The sequence below is a fragment of the Mesorhizobium sp. B3-1-6 genome, from assembly GCF_006439555.1.
GTDB lineage: Bacteria > Pseudomonadota > Alphaproteobacteria > Rhizobiales > Rhizobiaceae > Mesorhizobium.
In genome coordinates this window covers 58,253-73,575 of sequence record NZ_VFTM01000011.1, presented here as the reverse complement: position 1 = coordinate 73,575, position 15,323 = coordinate 58,253, and the positions used below count along the sequence as shown (strand labels likewise).

General features: G+C 64.2%; 13 protein-coding genes. 7 read left to right on the top strand and 6 right to left on the bottom strand.

Annotation, left to right across the window (positions count from 1 at the left end; genetic code table 11):
• The first annotated feature begins 63 nt into the window (after positions 1-63).
• Positions 64-840 (top strand): phosphonate metabolism transcriptional regulator PhnF, encoded by a 777-nt coding sequence (gene phnF, locus FJ414_RS12100; RefSeq protein WP_140644617.1) that lies wholly within the window; start codon positions 64-66, stop codon positions 838-840.
• Between the two features lie 295 nt (positions 841-1,135).
• Here phnF and FJ414_RS12095 read toward each other — a convergent pair whose 3' ends face one another.
• From FJ414_RS12095 to FJ414_RS12075, 5 genes are all read right to left on the bottom strand, one after another.
• Positions 1,136-2,155 carry a zinc-binding alcohol dehydrogenase family protein gene (locus FJ414_RS12095; RefSeq protein WP_140644616.1) on the bottom strand — a complete coding sequence of 340 codons (1,020 nt, stop codon included), beginning with the start codon at positions 2,153-2,155 and terminating at the stop codon, positions 1,136-1,138.
• A 70-nt stretch (positions 2,156-2,225) separates the two neighbouring features.
• A complete protein-coding gene (locus FJ414_RS12090) occupies positions 2,226-3,191 on the bottom strand; it encodes an ABC transporter permease (protein ID WP_140644615.1) in 966 nt (321 codons plus the stop codon).
• Positions 3,188-4,741 carry a sugar ABC transporter ATP-binding protein gene (locus tag FJ414_RS12085; RefSeq protein WP_140644614.1) on the bottom strand — a complete coding sequence of 518 codons (1,554 nt, stop codon included), beginning with the start codon at positions 4,739-4,741 and terminating at the stop codon, positions 3,188-3,190. Before FJ414_RS12085 ends, FJ414_RS12090 begins: the two co-directional genes overlap by 4 nt.
• Before the next feature lie 159 nt (positions 4,742-4,900).
• Positions 4,901-5,896 (bottom strand): ABC transporter substrate-binding protein, encoded by a 996-nt coding sequence (locus FJ414_RS12080; RefSeq protein WP_140644613.1) that lies wholly within the window; start codon positions 5,894-5,896, stop codon positions 4,901-4,903.
• Between the two features lie 337 nt (positions 5,897-6,233).
• Entirely contained in the window at positions 6,234-7,739 is a 1,506-nt protein-coding gene (locus tag FJ414_RS12075; protein ID WP_140644612.1) for an altronate dehydratase family protein, read from the bottom strand.
• Positions 7,740-8,208: 469 nt separating this feature from the next.
• On the opposite strand from FJ414_RS12075, the gene FJ414_RS12070 reads away from it, so the two are divergent.
• The 6 genes from FJ414_RS12070 (at position 8,209) to gndA (ending at position 14,183) form a co-directional block, all read left to right on the top strand.
• Positions 8,209-9,111, top strand: a complete 903-nt coding sequence (locus tag FJ414_RS12070) for a GntR family transcriptional regulator (RefSeq protein ID WP_140644611.1) — start codon at positions 8,209-8,211, stop codon at positions 9,109-9,111.
• Positions 9,112-9,406: 295 nt separating this feature from the next.
• Positions 9,407-9,754 (top strand): hypothetical protein, encoded by a 348-nt coding sequence (locus FJ414_RS12065; protein ID WP_140644610.1) that lies wholly within the window; start codon positions 9,407-9,409, stop codon positions 9,752-9,754.
• 90 nt (positions 9,755-9,844) lie between these two features.
• On the top strand, positions 9,845-10,399 hold the full coding sequence (locus FJ414_RS12060) for a copper chaperone PCu(A)C (protein ID WP_140644609.1): 555 nt from the start codon (positions 9,845-9,847) through the stop codon (positions 10,397-10,399).
• Between the two features lie 30 nt (positions 10,400-10,429).
• Positions 10,430-10,945, top strand: coding sequence for a YcnI family protein (locus FJ414_RS12055; protein ID WP_140644608.1), 516 nt, complete (start codon positions 10,430-10,432; stop codon positions 10,943-10,945).
• A gap of 51 nt (positions 10,946-10,996) precedes the next feature.
• The gene (locus FJ414_RS12050; protein WP_140644607.1) at positions 10,997-12,634 is read left to right on the top strand and encodes a copper resistance CopC/CopD family protein; all 1,638 of its coding nucleotides are present in this window, start codon (positions 10,997-10,999) and stop codon (positions 12,632-12,634) included.
• A 58-nt stretch (positions 12,635-12,692) separates the two neighbouring features.
• Complete coding sequence (gndA, locus tag FJ414_RS12045; RefSeq protein WP_281405797.1) at positions 12,693-14,183, top strand: NADP-dependent phosphogluconate dehydrogenase; 1,491 nt, start codon at positions 12,693-12,695, stop codon at positions 14,181-14,183.
• On the opposite strand, the gene FJ414_RS12040 is transcribed toward gndA, so the two are convergent.
• On the bottom strand, positions 14,180-15,226 hold the full coding sequence (locus tag FJ414_RS12040; protein WP_140644605.1) for a LacI family transcriptional regulator: 1,047 nt from the start codon (positions 15,224-15,226) through the stop codon (positions 14,180-14,182). The genes gndA and FJ414_RS12040 overlap by 4 nt on opposite strands.
• Positions 15,227-15,323 lie beyond the last annotated feature (97 nt).

Here is a 15,323-nt window from a genome sequence, read left to right as displayed (position 1 = left end):
TCTATTGATATAGACAACTATACAAATTATACTCATCTCGTAACGGGAGTCCATGACGGGTGGATGACAACCGGCAAAAATGCTTGGGGGCGATGGGTGACCGGACTGGCGGCTAGTATCGAAAGGCGTAACGGCGTGTCGCTGTGGCGGCAGATCGCCGATCGGATCCTGCAGGCGATCGCCAATGGCGATTTCGCGGAGAACGCGGCGCTGCCGCCCGAAGTCGCGCTGGCGGAACGTTACGGCGTCAACCGCCACACAGTGCGCAGCGCCATTGCCGCACTTGTGCAGGAAGGCGTGCTGAAGGCCGAGCAGGGACGCGGCACCTTCGTCTTGTCGCGCAAACGGCTGTCCTATCCGATCGGCGCGCGCACGCGCTTCTCGACCGGACTGCAAGGGCAGACGAGCGAGCGGCATATCGCGCTGTTGTCGTCATCGACGGAGCCGGCCAGCCGGCGCATCGCCGAGGCGCTGGGCCTTGCCAAGGGTGCTGCCGTTATCCGCCTGGAGACGCGCGGCGAGGCCGACGGTCATCCGGTGTCGCGCGCGACGACCTGGTTCGACGCCAAGCGCTTCGCCGGCATCGAGGCAGCTATGGCGGAAACGGGGTCGATCACTGCCTCGCTGAAGCGTTTCGGCATCCACGATTATCTGCGCCACTCGACAGTGCTGTCGGCACGTCATGCCGACGCCGACGACCTTGCAGCACTCGATTTGCAGCCCGGCGCCATCGTGCTGGTCACTGTCGCGGTGAACGTCACGCTCGATGGCCAGCCGATCCAGTTCGCGGAATCGCGCTTTCCGGCGGAGCGGGTGGAGCTGAGGCTGTCGGCGTCGTAGGAGATGCTGGCCTTGTCTCAGACCCGTGATTGATCTGCCTCACGCTGATGTCAGCCCAGCTCGGCCGCTTAATTGTCAGAGTCTTCGCGTTTGAGGAGCGCCTTCCCTCACTCCGTCGCCGCTTCGCGGCGCCACCTCTCCCCCCTCCGGAGGGAGAGGAAGGGAGCCAGCCGGCATAAGCTCGCACCTTTCCTCTTCCCCCGTCGATCGGGGGAGAGGTGTCGAGCGAAGCTCGACGGAGCGGGGGTCGACCTACACGGCGGCGTCAATTCGGGTCAGGTTCACCGGCTGCCGTTTATGACCCGACCTCGATGACCGCCTTGATCAGCCCTGATTTCTCATGCGTCCATCGCGCCAGATCGCGCGGCGTTGCGGCAAGCGTGGTGCGATGGGTGACGAGCTTGTTCAGCGGCACCGCGCCGTTGCGGATCGAGGCCGCAACATGGTCGAAATCGGCCTTCAGCGCATTGCGGCTGCCGATCAGCGTCATCTCGCGCTTGTGGAATTCGGGATCGGAGAAGGCGATGTCGTCCTTGACGACGCTGACCAGCACCAGCGTGCCGCCATGCGCCACATGGGCGAAGGCGGACTGCACCGACGGCGTGTTGCCGGTCGCGTCGAACACGAGGTCGAAACCCTCGCCGGAGGTTGCTTGCCGGACCAGTTCGGCAGCCGTCTCCTTCGAGCCGTCCAGCGGGGTAAAGCCGAGTTCCTTTTCGGCGAAGCCGAGACGTTCGGCGCTCATGTCGAGCAAGCTGACATCCAGCCCGGCGATGCGCGCGAAGATCGCCGTGCCGAGACCGATCGGCCCAGCGCCGATGACGAGCGTGCGCGCGCCGGGAGGCCCGAGCGAACGGCGCACCGCATGCGCGCCGATGGCCAGGAATTCCACCGCCGCGGCGTCGGCCAGCGACAGGCCGTTTGCCGGGTAGAGGTTCTCAACCGGCACCAGGATCTCGTCGCACATGGCGCCGTCGCGGTGGACGCCGAGCACTTCGATCTTCACGCAGCAATTCGGTTTGCCGTGCCGGCAGGCGATGCATTTGCCACATGAAAGATAGGGGTTGATGACGACCGGCTCGCCGACGGCGAGATCGACGCCTTCGCCCTTCTCGACGATGGTGCCGGAGACCTCATGGCCCATGATGCGCGGATAGGCCAGAAACGGGTGCTTGCCTTCGAAGATGTGGTAGTCGGTGCCGCAGATGCCGACATGGCTGACGGCAACCCGCGCCCAACCGGGCGGGGGCGCGCCAGGGTCGGCGCGGTCTTCGAGGACAAGCTCGCCGGGTGAGCGGCAGACAACGGCTTTCATTTCGCAAATCCAATATTCAAAAAAGAACGCCGGCCTCGTACGAACGAGGTCGGCGGAAGTCAGGGAGGATTCATTTGCCGCGACGGCGCAGGCCGTCGAAGTAGACGATGACGATGATCAGCACGCCGGTGATGATGCGCTGCCAGAACGAGTTGACGTTGAGCAGATTGGCGCCGTTGTTGATGGTGGCGAGGATGAAGGCGCCAAGCAGCGGTCCGTGCACCGAGCCGACGGCCCCGAATAGCGAGGTGCCGCCGATGACGGAAGAGGCGATCGCCTGCAGTTCCCAGCCTTCGGCCTGGGTCGGATTGCCGATGCCGATGCGGGCGGCAAGCAGCACGCCGACGAAGGCCGCGCACAGGCCGGACAGCGTGTAGGCCATGTAGATGGTGCGCTGGACGTTGACGCCGGACAGGCGCGAGGCCTCGGCATTGGAGCCGACGGAGAAGAGGTAGCGGCCCCAGCGGCTGTGGTGCAGGAAGATGTAGGCGGGCACGCCGACAAGGATCACCATCCAGAACAGGTTGGGAATGCCGATAAAGGAATTTCTGGAGAAGGCGGTGAAGCTGTCGCTGTTGATGTTGATCGAATTGCCGTTGGTCATCAGCAGGCCGATGCCGCGCAGCGAGGTCAGCGTCGCCAGCGTGATGATGAAGGGCGGCAGGCCCATCCTCACGATGCCGAAGCCATGAAACATGCCGATGGCGACACCGACCAGCAAGGTGGCCAGAATGGCCAGCCAGATCGGGACGCCGGCGTTGATCAGCATGGCGACGACCACTGTGCCGAAGCCGACCACGGCGCCAACGGAAAGGTCGATGCCGCCGGTGATGATGACGAAGGTCTGGCCGACCGCCATGATGGCGATCATGGAACCCTGGCGCAGCAGATTGGCGATGTTGTTGCCCGAAGCGAAGCTCGGCGTCGCCACTGACAGGACGATCCAGAGCAGCACCAGCAGCGCCAGCAGCGTCAGGCCGAACAGGACATTGTAGTTGCGCTTCGGCTTTTCGGCGGAGATCGCCTCGGTGCTCATTTTTGTCCTCCCAATTTCTCTTGTTTCTCGGCGAGCGCCTGGGTGAGAATGTCCTCGTGATCGGCGGTGCGGAAACCATGCGTGGCGACCAGCTTGCCGCGCCGGAACACATGCAGCGTGTCGGCCAGCTCGTAGACCTCAGGCAGGTAGGACGAGATCAGGATGATGCCCGCGCCCTTGGACAGCAGCTCGCCGAACAGGCGGTAGATCTCGGCCTTGGTGCCGACATCGACACCGACGGTCGGCTCGTCGAAGATGAACAGCTTGGCGCCGTGCGCCAGCCATTTGCCGATGACGATCTTCTGCTGATTGCCGCCCGACAGGCTGGAGGCTAGCGCGCCGCGCGTCGGCGTCTTGATCCTGAGACCGGCGATCTGGCGATCGGCCTCGGCCTTCTCCTTGGCGCCGGAAATCAAAAGGTTGCTGGAGATGCGTTTGTAGATCGGCAGGTTGAGGTTCATGCCGACCGGCAAATTGAGGCAGAGGCCCTGATCGCGGCGGCTTTCCGGCGCCAGCGCCATGCCGAGCCGGATCGCGTCGTGCTCGGAATTGACCTGGACCTCCTTGCCCTCCCACAGGATCTGGCCGGCCGACTTCCTGTGGCGGCCGTACAGCGTGGTGACGAACTCGCTGCGGCCGGCGCCGATCAGGCCGTAGAGGCCGACGATCTCGCCGGCGCGTACGGTCATCGAGATATTCTCGAAGCCCTTGCCGGACAGGTTCCGTGCTTCGACGATGGTCGCGCCCGGCGTGAAATGCTCCTTGTGATAAACCTGCTCAATCGAGCGATTGATCATCATCTTGACCAGTTCGGCGTCGTTGGTCTCGGCGATGTTGCGGGTGCCGACCAGCGTGCCGTCGCGCAGCACCGAGACGCGGTCGGCGAGCTCGAACACTTCCTCCATGCGATGGCTGATGTAGATGATGGTGACGCCTTCGCCCTTCAGCCGTCGGATCAGCGTGAACAACTGGTCGGCTTCCTTGCGGGTGAGGTAGGCGGTGGGTTCGTCGAAGATCAGGAATTTGGTGCCGCGCACGGTGGCGCGGGCGGCGGCGATCAATTGCTGCTGACCAATGGTGAGGTCGCCGAGCACGACATGCGCCGGCAGGTCGAAGCCGAGATCGTCGATGATCTTCTGCGCTTCCCTGACCATGGCGCGCTGCTGGAGGATGCCGAAGCGCGAATCCTCTTCGCCAAGGAACATGTTGGCGGCGACCGTCAGGTGACGGCAAAGCACGACCTCCTGGTGAACGGCGTTGATGCCGAGCGCCATCGCCTCATGAGGGGTCGCCAGGGCTGCCGGTTTGCCTTCCCAGATGACATCGCCCGCGGTGCGCGGCATGACGCCGGTGAGAAGCTTTATGAGGGTCGACTTGCCGGCGCCGTTCTCACCGACGATGGCGTGGATCTCGCCCGCCTTGAACGCGAGATGCACGGGCTTCAGCGCATGCGTGCCGGGATAGCGCTTCTCCAAGCCGTGGAGCTCGAGGATCGTCCGGCCCGGCGCCAGCGTGGGGGCGGGGTGCAGGTCCTGCGCCGTCGACGTCATGACAATCCTCCCAGATTGATCCTAACCGTTGGATACACAGCGATGCGTCTGGCGCGCATCTTGAGGACTGAGCCTAAAGCAAGCCGGCGAATTGCCAAGCCGCTGTGACGGCTGTTTCCGGGGCGCCGAGGCCCCGGAAACGACTGCAAGCAACGTTGCTCAGTTGAGCTTCGGGTTGAGCAGCGCGTCGATCTTGGGATCCTTCATGTTGGCCTTGGTCACCAGATTGGCGCCGGTGTCGACATTGGCCTCGACCTTGTCGCCCTTGGAAGCGGCCAAAGCGGTCTTGATGCCGTCATAGCCCATCCGGTACGGATCCTGGACGACCAGCGCGGAAATGACGCCGTCATTGAGGAACTTGATCAGCTTCTCGTCGCTGTCGAAGCCGACCAACGCCAGCTTGCCGCCAAGGTTGTTCTCGGCGACAGCCTGACCGACGCCCTGCGCCATTATCAGGTTGGACGCGAAGATGCCCTTGAGGTTCGGATTGGCGGTTATCAGGTCGGTGGCGATGTTGAGGCCGGTGGTGGCCTGGCCGTCGGCGTATTTGTCGGCGACCAGCTTCAGGCCCGGATATTTTGCCTTCAGCTGTTCGGTGAAGCCCTGTTTGCGCTGTTCGAGCGAGCCGGCGCCGGGGGCGTTGGTGATCAGCGCGACGTCGCCTTCGATCTTGCCGCCATTGGCGGCGGCGATGGCGGCGGCGAGGCCGTCCGCGGCGACGCGGCCGCCCTGGACGTTGTCGGTGGTCAGGAAGGAGGTGAAGGCCTTGGAGTCGGCGCCCGAGTCGATGCCGATGACCTTGACCTTGGAGGCCGCTTCATCGATCGGCTTGCCAAGCGCCTTGAATTCGGTCGGGGCGATCACGATTGCCGCCGGATTGCTGGCGACGGCGTTCTCGAGGATCGAGACCTGGCCGTTGACGTCGGTTTCAGCCTGGGCGCCGAGCTCGGGCACGTTGATGCCGAGGTCCTTGCCGGCCTTGCGCGCGCCGGCCAGCACGATCTGCCAGTAGAAGGAGGTGGTATCCTTGACGATGATCGGAATGGTCGCGTCGGCAGCCGAAGCGGGCGCGGAATGCATCGCGCCGGCAAGCATCGACGCGGCGGCCAAGGCCACGAAAGCACGGCGGTTGAGAAGGTTGGTTACGAATTTCATTAGGTTCCTCCCTAAAGTCGCCTGGTGAAGGTTGCGGAAGCTCCGTCTGGATAGGCGCGGCCCGAACAGAACTTTATCAATAAAAAACAGATGCCTGTTTTTGATAATGCATCGCCATGGTCGATGCAAGCGGTGTCTGGTGCCGTTTGTGTGATGCCGGATGAGCTTTGTCCGGCCCCTCCTGGCAGCACATGGGCGCTTCCGTTCCTCCTTGTCGATATGGAACGATAATTTCACGGTACTGTCAACGTGGAATATTCATTCCATCGTGAGGTCGCGCGATTGTGAAGGCCGACTTCCTTGCTGGCGGCGCTTCCTCCACGACAATGGCCTGCGACTAAAGCGTCGCGCCGAGATGCCAGGGCACGAACTTGTTGTCGCCGTAGCCGAACGCCTCGCTCTTGGTCTTGCGGCCGGACGCCGTCTCGATGATCATCTCGAAGATCTCGCGGCCCATGCCGGCGATTGTCTTCTCGCCCGAGGCGATGACGCCGCAATTGACGTCCATGTCCTCTTCCATCTGGTGATACATGGTCGAATTGGTGGCGACCTTGATCGACGGCGTCGGCCGGCAGCCGAAGCAGGAGCCGCGGCCGGTGGTGAAGACGATGACATTGGCGCCGCCCGCGACCTGGCCGGTGGCCGAGACAGGGTCGTAGCCGGGCGTGTCCATGAACACCAGGCCGCTGCCCGAAACCTTCTCGGCATAGCCGAAGACGCCGTTGAGCGGTGTCTGGCCGCCCTTGGCGACGGCGCCCAGAGATTTCTCGAGGATCGTGGTCAAGCCGCCGCGCTTGTTGCCGGGGGAGGGGTTGTTGTCGATCGAGGCGCCGTGCTTGGCGGTATGGTCCTCCCACCATTTCACATAGCCGTCGAGCTTGGCGGCGATCTCGGGCGAGGCGGCGCGATAGGCAAGCAGATGCTCGGCGCCGTAGATTTCGGTCGTCTCCGACAGGATGCCGATGCCGCCGCAACCGGCCAGGATATCGACGGCGGCGCCCAGCGCTGGATTTGCCGTGATGCCGGACATGCCGTCCGAGCCGCCGCATTGCAGGCCGACGACGATCTCCGAGACCGGGATCGGCTCGCGCTGCAAGTGGCCGATCTCATCGGCGATCTCGGCCAGCACGCCCATCGCCCTTTCGACCGATTTACGGGAACCGCCGGCTTCCTGGATGTTGAAATGGCGCTTTCCGGCGGCCACGCCCTTCTGGCCGTAAAGCGTGAGCTGGTTGACCTCGCAGCCCAGCCCCACCATCAGGATGCCGCCGAAATTCGGGTGGCGCGCATAGCCGGCCAAAGTGCGGTGCAGGACCATCATGCCGTCGCCGGTAGCGCTCATGCCGCAGCCCTGGCCGTGGACGATCGGCACGAAGCCGTCGATGCCGGGATATTTCGGCAGAAGCGTGCGATTGGCCTCGTCGGCGATGGCGTGGCAGACGGTCGACGAGCAATTGACGCTGGCGATGATGCCGATGAAGTTGCGCGTGCCGGCTCGCCCGTCGGCGCGGCGGTAGCCCATGAAGGTGCGCTTACGGTCGGCCTCGGTGGCGTGCTCGGCCTCGCTCGGCGGCACCACCGGCAAGCGGCCGCTCTCGAAGACCAGATTGTGCGAGTGGACATGCTCGCCAGCCGCGATGGCTTGCGTGGCGCGGCCGATCGCCTGCGCGTATTTCACCACCGCTTCGCCCGCGGCGATCGGCTTGATCGCCACCTTGTGGCCGGGCTCGATCACGGCGGTCGCGGCGGCGCCGCCCGGCAATGGCGTTCCGATTTCGATGCGTCCGTTGGCGACGGCGACATTATCGGAGGGCGAGAGAAGGATGGTGTTTGCAATGGTCACGTGCGGCTGTCCTGGGTGATCCTGGGAATGCGGGCGGATTGACTTGCGCCCGTTTAAAGGTAATGTCTTTTATCGGGAAAAAACAATTCTGCGTCAATTGTTTTCTCACCCTGGGTGGCGCGCGTCTTTTGGACGCCCGCGCCACCCGTTTGGCAAGCCGGCGAAAAACGTTCCGCTTTTCGGAGGCTTGCGCTAGAGCCGGATGGTTTCAGGTCCGTTTGATCTGAAATCTGAATCCGGCTCTAAATCAAAGAGATAGAGCATGATGTCGCCCGAAAACCGCTTCACACTTTTCGGCATCATGCTCTAGAGCAGTTCCAGGAAAAGTGCGTAGCGGTTTTCCGTCCGGAATTGCGCAGAAACAAGGATTTAGAGCAGTTCGGCGATTCCGGGAACGCTGAACTGCTCTAGGAACACCGATCATATCGCGCTTCCGGCAGGCCGCGGCAAGCGTTGGGGGATACGGGGCATGTCGAAGAGCAACAATGTCTACAAGGACGCCTTCAACCGCTGCCTCAGGCTACTCGACGAGACCAAGAGCCTGCCGTCGGAGCCTGAGCTCGGCACGCTGCTCGGCGTCAGCCGCACCACGGTGCGCAGCATTCTTGCGCGCATGGAAGAAACTGGGCTGATCGCCTGGAACAAACGCAACAAGACGGTGCTCAGGGCGCCGCGGCCGGAGGATTTCTTCCCCGAGGAAGAGACCGATTCGCTCGCCGAGATCATCGAGCGCTCCTTCATGCGGCGTCTGCTTGCGGAAGGCGCGGAAGCCGGCATGCAGATCAACGAATTGGAGCTGGCGCGCGAGATCGGCGTCGGCACCACCAGCGTGCGCGAATTCCTGATCCGCTTCTCGCGCTTCGGGCTGATCGAGAAGCGGCGCAACAGCCATTGGGTGCTCAAGGGTTTCACGCGCGCCTTTGCGCTGGAGCTGACCGAGATCCGCGAGATGTTCGAGCTGCGTTCGGCGGCGGCTTTCGCCGCGCTGCCAGAGGATAGCGCGGTCTGGGCCGATCTCGATCGGCTGGAGGTCGAGCATCGCCAGCTCGCCAGCGAGATCGCCACGCGCTTCAACGAATTCTCCGAGCTCGACGAGCGCTTCCACCGGCTGATCCACCGCGCGTCGCACAACCGCTTCATCGTCGACTTCTACGATGTCATCGCGATGATCTTCCACTACCACTATCAGTGGAACAAGGCCGAGGAGCGCCAGCGCAACGAGGTCGCGGTCCAGGAGCATCTTGCCTATATCGCGGCGCTGAAATCGCGCGATCCCGGCAAGGTGGATGCCGCCTGCCGCAAGCACCTGAAGTCGGCGCGCCAGACGCTGCTGAGCTCGATTCCCGAAGGACGCCAGGCGCAGCCCGCCTAGGGTCTGTCGATATTCAGGTGATGCCGGCCTGACCTGGAATCTCAACAGACCCTAATGCATGTCGCCCAGAAGCGCGCAGCGGTTTGGGACAACGACAATGCATAAAAACAAGCGCGTCGCGCCGCGTTGCCGCAGCGCGGTTTTGCCGATTTTCCAGCCGCATCCTCCGTGTTATTTCCTTATTGGTCGCAATCCCGGACGGAAAACCGTTTCACACTTTTCCTGGAATTGCTCTAGTGTCGATCAAGTTTCCGGGAGAGGCTTTCCGTTGGATATCCGGCTGAGACGATGGAGCATGCCGGCCGCGTTCGTCGCGGCGCTGCTCCTGTTGCTTCAGTCCTCTCTCGGCGCTTTCGCGTTCGGCGCGCCTTCGCAGCTCGACGTCTTCGGCAACGTCATCTGCACGCATGAAGGCGCGGTAAAGCTCCCCGGCGGCGATCCGCACCAGCAGAATATGCCGGCCTGCTGCTCGCTCGGCTGCAGCATGGTTTCGCCGGTGCATCTGCCGCCGCCGGGAGCAGGCGCGCTTCACAGAGCGACGGCGTTCGAGACGGTCGCTTTTGCGGTTCCGGCCTTCCAGCATCTCGACTTTGCCCGCGATCGCTCGCCGGCCAATCCACGCGCGCCGCCGGCAATGGTCTGATCCGCGGAAACTTTTCGCGGGCCTATTCATCCAATGATCAGACTGTTCGCGGCCGCAAAGCGGCGCGATCCTCACATTCATGGAGCAACCATGTCCAATCTTCTTCCCAGGGCTCGGACCTATGCCCTTCGCGGCGCGCCGCCGTTCCACCTCCAGCAGCGCGTTGGCCTTGCCGTGCTCAGCCTTCTTGTTCTCTTGGCCTGCATTCCCGCCGCCATCGCGCATGAATTCAAGGTCGGCGATCTCGAGATCGAGCACCCCTGGTCGCGGGCGACGCCGCCCGGCGCCAAGGTGGCCGGCGGCTACTTCACCGTGATCAACAAGGGCAGCGCGCCGGACCGGCTGCTGTCGATTTCCTCCGACATCTCCGACAAGGCCGAACTGCATGAGATGGGCGTCAAGGACGGCGTCATGACCATGCGGCCGGTCGAGGGCGGGCTGGAGATCCCGGCCGGCGGCAAGGTCGCGTTGAAGCCGGGCGCCTACCACCTGATGTTCACCGGGCTGAAGCGGCAGCCGAAGCAGGGCGAGAAATTCCCGGCGACGCTGACCTTTGAGAAGGCCGGCAGCGTGAAAGTCGAGTTTGCCGTCGAAGGCATGGGCGAGACGGGCAGTGGCGATATGGACATGGATCACGCCGATTAATCCGCCAATTCGAAATCAGAGGGACAATTCATGAAGACATATCTTTTTGCCGGCGCGCTGTTCGCGCTCGGGACCAATGCCGCGCTCGCCCACATCACGCTCGAAACGCAGGAAGCGGCTGTCGGCTCCACCTACAAGGCGGTCTTTCGGGTGCCGCATGGCTGCGAGGGCAAGGCGACGACCGCCGTGCGCGTGCAGATCCCCGAAGGCGTCATTGCGGTGAAGCCGATGCCCAAGCCCGGCTGGACGCTGCAGACCAAGAAGGGCAAGTACGAGAAATCCTACCAGCTCTATGGCGAGACGCTGACCACCGGCGTCAAGGAAGTGGACTGGAGCGGCGGCAATTTGCCAGACGAGTTCTATGACGAGTTCGTTTTCCGCGCCTCGCTGGCGGCCGATCTGCCGGCCGGCCAGATGCTCTATTTCCCGGTGCTGCAGGAATGCGGCGACGCCACCGACCGCTGGATCGAGATCCCCGCGGCGGGCCAGGATGAGGACGCCTTGGAAACTCCGGCGCCCGGCATCAAACTGCTGCCGAAGAAATGATCTCTGTCGGCGCGCTCCATCGGGCGCGCCGCCATTTCCTGTCATGATCGCATGAACGCAGCACAGCCTTCGTCGACGAACCGGACCGCGGGCCGACATATCGGCCTGCTTGCCTGGCTGTTCGTTTCGCTCGTGGCTATATCGGTGTTGGCGCTGCCCAGTCGTGCCTTCGCGCATGCGGCGTTGGTCGCGACCGATCCGTCCGACGGCGCCGTGCTGACGCAAAGCCCCGCGCAATTTTCGCTGAGCTTCAGCGAGCCCGTCTCGCCACTGGTTCTGACGCTTGTGCGGCCGGACGGCTCGCAGCTTGCGCTGACATCCTTCCGTCTCAACGACCAGACGGTCGAGATCGACAATCCCGAAACGCTCAAACCCGGCACGCATGTGCTGAGTTGGCGGGTGGTGTCGGTCGACGGTCATCCTGTCGGTGGCTCGGCGCTGTTTTCCATAGGCGCGCCAAGCGCCGCGCCGGTGGCGGGCGAAGCCGTCGACTGGACGCTGCGCGCGGCGATCTGGGCGGCCAGGCTGTTAGTCTATGCCGGCCTCTTCCTCGGCGTCGGCGGCGCGTTCGCGCTCGCCTGGCTGGCCGAGGACCGGCGCCGCGGCCAACGCTTTGTCGCCTTGGCACTGCTTTTCGGCCTGGTCGGCGCGCCGTTGTCGCTCGGCCTGCAGGGATTGGATGGGCTTGGCGCCCCGCTCGCCCGGTTTGCGACACCAGCCGTCTGGAAGACCGCGCTGGGGACGAGCTTCGTCTGGACGGTGCTGATCGGCTTGATCGCGCTTGGTCTCGCGCTGCTTTCGCTTTCCGGACCTTCGGCTCTTCGCAAGCTGTCGGCAGGCGCGGCGCTGCTCTGCGTCGGCGGCGCCCTTGCCGCGAGCGGCCACGCAAGCGCGGCCGAACCGCAATGGCTGACGCGGCCACTGGTGTTCCTGCACGGCGCGGCAATCGCGTTCTGGGCCGGTTCGCTGACGCCGCTCGGCCTGGCATTGCGGCGGCAGCCGGCGGAAGCGAAAGTCTTTCTGCGCCGCTTCTCCCGCGCGATCCTGCCGGTCGTCATCCTGCTTGCCGCAAGCGGCATCGTGCTGGCGATCATCCAGGTGCAGCAGCCGGCAGCATTGATCGACACGTCCTATGGCCGGCTGCTGCTCTTGAAGCTAGCTCTGCTGCTCTTCCTGTTCACGCTTGCAGCGGTCAATCGCTGGACGCTGACGGCGCCCGCCGAGGCCGGCGACACCGAGGTGCAGCGGCGGCTGGCGCGCTCCATCCGCATCGAGGTGGTCATCGTGCTTGCCATCTTCGGCGTCGCCGCCGGCTGGCGCTTCACCCCGCCGCCGCGCGCGCTGGCAATCGCGGCGGCGCAGCCGGTGTCGATCCACATCCACACGCTGAAGGCGATGGCCGATCTCAGCATCACGCCGGGGCATGCCGGCGAGGTCGCCGCTTCGATGATGATCATGACCGGCGATCTCGGACCGCTGGACGCCAAGGCGGTGACGCTGGTGCTGTCGAAGCCGGATTCCGGTATCGAGCCGATCAAGCGGCCGGCGACCAAGCCGGGCGACGGAACATGGCGCGTCGACAACCTCGTCATCCCGCTGCCCGGCCGCTGGAATGCGCGGCTCGACATCCTGGTCTCGGACTTCGAGGTGGTGAAGATCGAGGCTCCCATAGAGATCAGGGCGCAATAACCAACCCGCCGACACAATTCGGCGAGACGGTTGACGCCGCCGCCAAGGCCCGTCATTCATCTGGGAAAGGCGTTCTCCAGGACGCAGCCTTCAACAAGCATCCGAACGCAGGGAAGAAACGATGGAAAAAGCCGAAATCGGCCTGATCGGCCTTGGCACGATGGGCTCCAACCTGGCGCTCAACATCGCCGAGCACGGGCACCGCATCGCCGTCTTCAACCGCACGCCGTCGCGCACCGACGCCTTTATCGAGAGCGCCGGTTCGCTGAAGGATATGGTCGTTCCCTGCTACAGCCTGGAGGAACTCGCCGCGGCGATCCGGCCGCCGCGGCCGATCATCATCATGGTGCTGGCCGGCAAGCCGGTCGACGAGCAGATCGCGGCGCTGCGCGGCGTGCTGTCGGCCAACGACATCGTGATCGATGCCGGCAACGCCAATTTCCGCGACACGATGCGCCGCTTCTCGGAATTGTCCGGCTCGGGCCTGACCTTCATCGGCATGGGCGTTTCGGGCGGCGAGGAGGGCGCGCGGCATGGACCGTCGATCATGGTCGGCGGCACCGAGGAGTCCTGGAAACGCGTCGAGAAGGTGCTGACCGCGATCTCGGCCAAGTTCAAGGATGAGCCTTGCGCCGCCTGGCTCGGCACCGACGGCGCCGGCCATTTCGTGAAAACCATCCACAACGGCATCGAGTATGCCGACATGCAGATGATCGCCGAGATCTACGGCATCCTGCGCGACGGCCTGGGCATGGCACCAAAGGAGATCGGCAAGGTCTTCGACGGCTGGAACAAGGGTCGGCTCAACTCCTACCTGATCGAGATCACCGCCAAGGTGCTGGCCGCCGACGACCCCAAGACCGGCAAGCCGGTGGTCGATATCATCCTCGATCGCGCCGGACAGAAGGGCACCGGCAAATGGTCGGTCATCGAAGCGCAGCAACTCGGCATTCCGGCGACGGCGATCGAGGCGGCGGTCGCGGCGCGCGTTCTGTCGTCGATCAAGGACGAGCGGCAGGCAGCCGAGAAGGCCTACGGCAATATCGGTGTCGAGAAGATTGCCGGCGACAGGGCGGCGCTGCTCAAGGATCTCGAACTGGCATTGTTCGCCGGCAAGATCGCGGCTTACGCGCAAGGCTTCGCCGTGATGAGCGGCGCCTCGAAGGAATTCAACTGGAACCTGCCGATGCCGACCATCGCCAAGATCTGGCGCGCCGGCTGCATCATCCGCTCGCAGATGCTGGATACGATGGCCGAGGCGTTCGGTTCAGGCAGCGCTTCCACCAACCTGCTGATGGCGCCGGCCTTCATCGCCTTGATGAAGGAGGCGCATCCGTCGCTCAGGCGCATCGTGGCGCGTGCCTCCGAGGCCGGGTCGCCGGTGCCGGCGCTGTCGTCGGCGCTTGCCTATTTCGACAGCTACCGGCAGGGGCGCGGCACGTCGAACCTGATCCAGGCGCAGCGCGATTTCTTCGGCGCGCACGGCTTCGAGCGTATCGGCGAGCAGGGGGCGTTTCATGGCCCGTGGGGCAGCGGCGCGGGGCATTAACCCCGATAGGGCAGAACCTCGCTCGGGGTACTGAGTGACTGCAACGAGCCGGGGTCGGCGCCGCCGATCCAGCCGAGCACCGCGCGGGCGAGCTCGGAGCCGGCCAGCCGGAAGTTTTCGTTGACGACCAGCAGTTCGTGCCGGAACAGATGCAGCAGCTCCGACGACTGTTTCGACACCACGTCGACGTCGCGGCCGAGTTTCAGCCCGGCGTCCTCGATGCCGGCCACGATGGCGAGCGTCGCTGCGGCGGCGCTGCTGACGAAGCCGTCCGGCCGGTCCTTGCGCCGCATCAACTGCGCAGTTCGCATCCTGATCTGTTCGATCGACTGGTCGATGGAGACGGTGTTGAACGGCACCTCGCTAACGCCCACCTCGCTCAGCGCATCGGCAAAGCCGTTCACCGTATGGCCGTAATAGGTGAGGCCGACCGGCGGCGTCACAAGGGCAAGCCGGTTGCGGCCCCGGCCGGCGAGATAGCGCACGGCTTCGCCGGCAAAAGCGTAATTGTCGAAGTCGTGATAGGGATGCACCAGCCCCATATCGGTTCGGCCATGCGTGGCGAAGGGAATGCCGCGCTCCAGCATGTAGCGCGCCCGCGGATCGTTGGGCTGGGTGCGCGAGATGATGACGCCGTCGGCAGAGCCCGTCTCGACCAGATAGCGCACCGGATCCAGCGGATCCTGCGAGCGCGAATAGGGCGTGACGATCAGGTGGTAGGGCGTGTCGGCGATCACCTCGGTGACGCCGTAGATGATGTCGGAGACGAAGCTCATCAGCTCGTGCTCGGTGTTCAGCACAAGCGAGATGACGTTGGTCTTGCCTGTTCTCAGCCTGACGCCGGCGCGGTTCGGGCGGTAGCCGATCTGCTTGGCGACGAGTTGGACGCGACGCCTGGTCTCGGCGCCGATCTCGGGTGCATCCTTCAGCGCGCGCGAGACCGTCGTGACGCCGAGCCCGGTCATGAAGGCAAGCGTCTTCAGCGTCGGCCGTTCCTTGCCCGACGCGGCGTCGTCGCCCTTCTTCGTTATCCGTCTATCCATTCGTCCCGCCCGTCAGGCGCATAGCAGCCGCAGGGCCGACCGGCAATCGTGCGGCGGTGACATTTGCGCGACCTTCAGCTTGTGGCTCGGTTCAATA

What these genes read in the sequence shown, in the direction of transcription:
- FJ414_RS12090 (WP_140644615.1), bottom strand. Translation starts at nt 3,191, where the DNA reads ATGAGCACCGAGGCGATCTCCGCCGAAAAGCCGAAGCGCAACTACAAT.
- FJ414_RS12085 (WP_140644614.1), bottom strand. Translation starts at nt 4,741, where the DNA reads ATGACGTCGACGGCGCAGGACCTGCACCCCGCCCCCACGCTGGCGCCG.
- FJ414_RS12080 (WP_140644613.1), bottom strand. Translation starts at nt 5,896, where the DNA reads ATGAAATTCGTAACCAACCTTCTCAACCGCCGTGCTTTCGTGGCCTTG.
- FJ414_RS12095 (WP_140644616.1), bottom strand. Translation starts at nt 2,155, where the DNA reads ATGAAAGCCGTTGTCTGCCGCTCACCCGGCGAGCTTGTCCTCGAAGAC.
- FJ414_RS12065 (WP_140644610.1), top strand. Translation starts at nt 9,407, where the DNA reads ATGCCGGCCGCGTTCGTCGCGGCGCTGCTCCTGTTGCTTCAGTCCTCT.
- FJ414_RS12060 (WP_140644609.1), top strand. Translation starts at nt 9,845, where the DNA reads ATGTCCAATCTTCTTCCCAGGGCTCGGACCTATGCCCTTCGCGGCGCG.
- FJ414_RS12040 (WP_140644605.1), bottom strand. Translation starts at nt 15,226, where the DNA reads ATGGATAGACGGATAACGAAGAAGGGCGACGACGCCGCGTCGGGCAAG.
- phnF (WP_140644617.1), top strand. Translation starts at nt 64, where the DNA reads ATGACAACCGGCAAAAATGCTTGGGGGCGATGGGTGACCGGACTGGCG.
- FJ414_RS12055 (WP_140644608.1), top strand. Translation starts at nt 10,430, where the DNA reads ATGAAGACATATCTTTTTGCCGGCGCGCTGTTCGCGCTCGGGACCAAT.
- FJ414_RS12070 (WP_140644611.1), top strand. Translation starts at nt 8,209, where the DNA reads ATGTCGAAGAGCAACAATGTCTACAAGGACGCCTTCAACCGCTGCCTC.
- FJ414_RS12050 (WP_140644607.1), top strand. Translation starts at nt 10,997, where the DNA reads ATGAACGCAGCACAGCCTTCGTCGACGAACCGGACCGCGGGCCGACAT.